This is a genomic window from Nitrospira sp. BLG_2, assembly GCF_049222245.1.
Genome location: NZ_JBLYIG010000598.1, coordinates 1 through 4,082, shown reverse-complemented (window position 1 = coordinate 4,082; position 4,082 = coordinate 1). Strand labels below are relative to the sequence as shown.

Sequence of the window (4,082 nt, the reverse complement as noted above, 5' to 3'; positions counted from 1 at the left end):
AGCGCCGGCCAATCCCGATGGTCGGCCAGGACCAACTCCACCGACGTCCCGTCCTTCAGCTTGGCTTCGATGGGGAACTGCATGGCCTGCTAGCTCAGTAGTGGAAATGCTTTTGTGCAGATTGTTTCCACTTGCTTGATCAGCACAATTATTCAGATGGCTCCTGGCTGCCGGTTATTTCGAATGCTTGGTTCCCAGAGAAAGACACATCGGCGGCCATAGCTCTGGCAAGATCTGTTTTGCTGAATTCAGATACATTCTTGATCAATGAAGTTTCTACAAGATCCTTTTGCTTTTTAGACATAGTGGATAATAGATAGCCTGCACGGTTAGCTCGCCCATTGAGAAAGTCCATCACCACAGCGGGGACAGAGTAGGGCCCCGGTTCAATCTTGCCAGAGTCAGCGGCGACCTCCGTACCAGACCAATGTTCTGGGTTCTCGTCCATAATCCGACCAAAGAGAAGTATTTGTCCAAGTTTCGCAAATGCATATGCCATTCTTTCAGACCGAATCACATCGATGTCGACGGAACCGATGAGATAACGGTTCATAAATGGTGAGAGGTTCGGAATCGTATGTTCGTGAATTATCGTGAGGGGTAGAAGGTGTTGTGTATAGAGACCAATGGACATCTCATTTCCAGAAAGAAAGCGGTGCCAGCTATTTATCGCCTTATCTAATTCATATGTCTGGGTCTGGCTGAAATGTCTTATACCAAACTGGCGTTTGATGAAATGAACCACGCGCCAGGAAATTGAAACAAGACATTTGTTTGCCCATGGCCCATAGACCAAGCTAGCTGACTGCTTCCTATGATATGGAGCAAACACCTTTTTGCAGAAGTTCGTCTCCCATTTCGAAAACTGGCTTTCACATCCACCACATAAGAGTGGGATCTTGTAAGCATCTTGAATTCGGCGATTCGGAGCACCTCCAGCTCTAAGCGAACCTGGCTGAGTGGTCTTCAGCCAGTCGATCACAAACTTCGGAATGATATGAGAGAGCTTCAATTCACACTTCCGGTCGCACAGCGCACACACGTTACTCAAGAATTCACCTCGGTCAGCGACTTGTCAGGATGCCACAACCACTTCCCAGCCAACATGAGAACCATGAAATGGTGCCAGGCGACTTCTTACTCCAAATCCTAAACAAATTGTGCACGCGAGGGAAGCAACGGGCGGAAAGGTTGTTTCTCGCCATTACCTCCCGAGCAATTATCCCATGGGAGCGATGCCCGTATGGTCCTACTGCGGCCGTCGAGCGAGCACATTCAGATCGTGCGGGCTCCGGGAGCAAGGGACCATACGGGCGTCGCTCCCAACCCTGACGGATAGGCGTGATCGACTTTGGGAAGATGGATTAGTTTCTTAAGCCCAACATTCCCAGCAGCGGCAGGATGGCGTAGTAATACACCCCAGCAAGGAGGACGAGGAGGATAAGCAACCGTATGAGACGGATCAGAATTCGATGAGGGCGTGGAGGGTACGAATCGGGGTCGGGATGATCGTCACGCAATTAGGCATGTCCGCCGCGCCGGGCTCGTTCAGCGATCTTTTTCCGCAGACGGGCTTTTTCGAGGCTGATCTGTGCTTCTTTGAGTTCAGAGGAGATTGTGCCGGCCCTCAAACGGGCCTCGGCCTTTTCCACCGCCGCCTGCGCCCGTTCGATGTCGATCTCTTCGGCCTTCTCGGCGATTTCCGCCAGGATGGTGACTTTGGTCGGGGTGACTTCGGCAAACCCCCAGAGGACGGACATGTACCCGGTGTTGTTGCCGGAACGGTAGCGCAATTCGCCGATCTTGAGTGTCGAAAGAAAATGGCAATGGCCCGGCAGCACGCCGAATTCACCTTCCGAGCCAGGCGCAATGACTTCATCGACCTCCTGGCTCAACAGGAGCTTCTCCGGCGTCACCACTTCTAGCAACAACTTTCCTGCCATCTTTTCCTTTGTGCTCTCTTTTATCGAGAAAGCCGGCTCACGCCTTGTATCCCAGCTTCTCCGCCTTCGCCACGACTTCGTCGATCGTGCCCACCATGTAGAAGGCCTGTTCCGGCAGGTGGTCGTACTTCCCTTCGAGAATGGCCTTGAAGCTCGCCACCGTATCCTTGAGTTTCACGTACTTCCCCGGCGTGCCCGTGAAGGCTTCCGCCACGTGGAACGGCTGGGACAGGAACCGCTGCATCTTCCGGGCCCGCGCGACGACCATCTTGTCGTCTTCCGACAGTTCGTCCATGCCGAGAATCGCGATGATGTCCTGTAAGTCCTTATAGCGCTGCAACACGCCCTGCACGCCGCGGGCCACTTGATAGTGTTCCTGCCCAACGATCTGCGGGTCCAAGATCCGCGAGGTGGAGTCCAGGGGATCGACGGCGGGATAGATGCCCAACTCGGCGAGTTGCCGAGACAACACCGTGGTGGCGTCCAAGTGGGCGAAGGCCGTGGCCGGTGCCGGATCGGTCAAGTCATCGGCCGGCACATAGATGGCTTGCACCGAGGTGATTGATCCCTTCTTGGTCGAGGTGATCCGTTCCTGGAGCGCGCCCATCTCCGTGGCCAAGGTCGGCTGGTAGCCGACGGCGGAGGGCATACGGCCCAACAAGGCGGACACTTCGGATCCCGCCTGCGTAAACCGGAAGATGTTGTCCACGAACAGGAGCACGTCCTGGCCCTCTTCGTCGCGGAAATATTCCGCCGAAGTGAGGCCCGTCAGGGCTACGCGCAGCCGCGCGCCCGGCGGCTCGTTCATCTGCCCGTACACGAGCGTGGCCTTCGACTTGGCGAAATCCTTGGGATCGATGACCTTGGACTCCTGCATTTCGTGCCAGAGGTCGTTGCCCTCACGCGTCCGCTCGCCGACCCCCGCAAACACGGAGTAGCCGCCGTGGTGCAGAGCGATGTTGTTGATCAGCTCCATGATGATGACGGTCTTGCCGACGCCGGCGCCGCCGAACAACCCAACCTTGCCGCCCTTGGAATAGGGTTCCAGCAAATCGACCACCTTGATGCCGGTCTCCAACACCTCGGTCTTGGTTTCCTGATCTTCGAGCCGTGGAGCGGGGCGATGGATCGGATAGAACTTCTTGGCCGGGATCGGCCCCATTTCATCCACCGGCTCGCCCAACACGTTGATTAACCGGCCGAGAGTTTCGCGACCTACCGGCACGGTGATGGGCGCTCCCGTATCCTTGACCTCCATCCCGCGGGTGAGACCGTCCGTGGTGGTCATCGCCACGCCACGGACCCGGTTTTCTCCCAGGTGTTGCGCGACTTCGAGCGTCAGCCTGATCTCGGGGCGCCCGGCCCGCTTGTCTTCCGGGGCTTCGATCCGCAACGCATTATAGATGTTGGGCAGGTGTCCGGGCGGAAACTCGGCATCGACGACCGGCCCGATGACTTGAACGACTTTCCCGGCTGTGCTCACGGCTTGCTCCTTTCGACTCTCAGCGCTTCGTCAATCGTCAATGGTCATTCGTCAATCGTGCCATGAAGAGAACGTTCTCAATTCGCTTGACCAATGACGTGTGACGGATGACGACTCTATTTCAACGCTTCGGCGCCGCCGACGATGTCCATCAGTTCTTTCGTGATCGCCGCCTGGCGGGTCTTGTTGTAGTACAGGGTCACCTTCTTGATCAGCTCGCCGGCGTTGCGCGTGGCCCCGTCCATCGCCGCCATCTGCGCGCCGTAAAACGCGGCAAACGATTCCAGCAGGATACGATAGACCTGCGTTTGAACGTGCTTGGGCAGGAGGGCCTCCAGCAACTGGTCCTCATCCGGCTCGTAGAGATAGCTGCCCCCCGCGGCTTGGCTTTCGCTCGCCTGATCACCCTGGCCGAACAAGAAATCGGCGGAGATCGGAAAGAGCTTTTCGACGATGACCCGCTGTTGGATCGCTGACTTGAACTCGTTATAGACCACGTACAGTTCGTCGAACGTGCCCTTAGTATAGGCGTCCGACAACTCGCTGCCGATATCGACCCCGTGCTCAAACGTGAGGCGGTCCAAGAACCCGATCCAGTTCTGTCTGATCGTCCAGGGACGCCGCGTGAGGAAGTCGCGGCCCTTACGGCCAACGAT

The 4,082-nt window shown here is 56.6% G+C and carries 4 protein-coding genes; all 4 read right to left on the bottom strand.

The genetic code is table 11. From position 1 onward, the window contains the following. Window positions 1–148 precede the first annotated feature (148 nt). Entirely contained in the window at window positions 149–1,051 is a 903-nt protein-coding gene (locus ACOSYY_RS15855) for a hypothetical protein (RefSeq protein ID WP_421663615.1), read from the bottom strand. Window positions 1,052–1,520: 469 nt separating this feature from the next. Continuing rightward, window positions 1,521–1,943 carry a F0F1 ATP synthase subunit epsilon gene (locus ACOSYY_RS15850; protein ID WP_421663613.1) on the bottom strand — a complete coding sequence of 141 codons (423 nt, stop codon included), beginning with the start codon at window positions 1,941–1,943 and terminating at the stop codon, window positions 1,521–1,523. Window positions 1,944–1,980: 37 nt separating this feature from the next. Continuing rightward, complete coding sequence (gene atpD, locus ACOSYY_RS15845) at window positions 1,981–3,426, bottom strand: F0F1 ATP synthase subunit beta (RefSeq protein WP_421663611.1); 1,446 nt, start codon at window positions 3,424–3,426, stop codon at window positions 1,981–1,983. 116 nt (window positions 3,427–3,542) lie between these two features. After that, window positions 3,543–4,082 (bottom strand): F0F1 ATP synthase subunit gamma (locus ACOSYY_RS15840; RefSeq protein ID WP_421663609.1); only part of this gene is annotated, 540 nt, incomplete at its 5' end.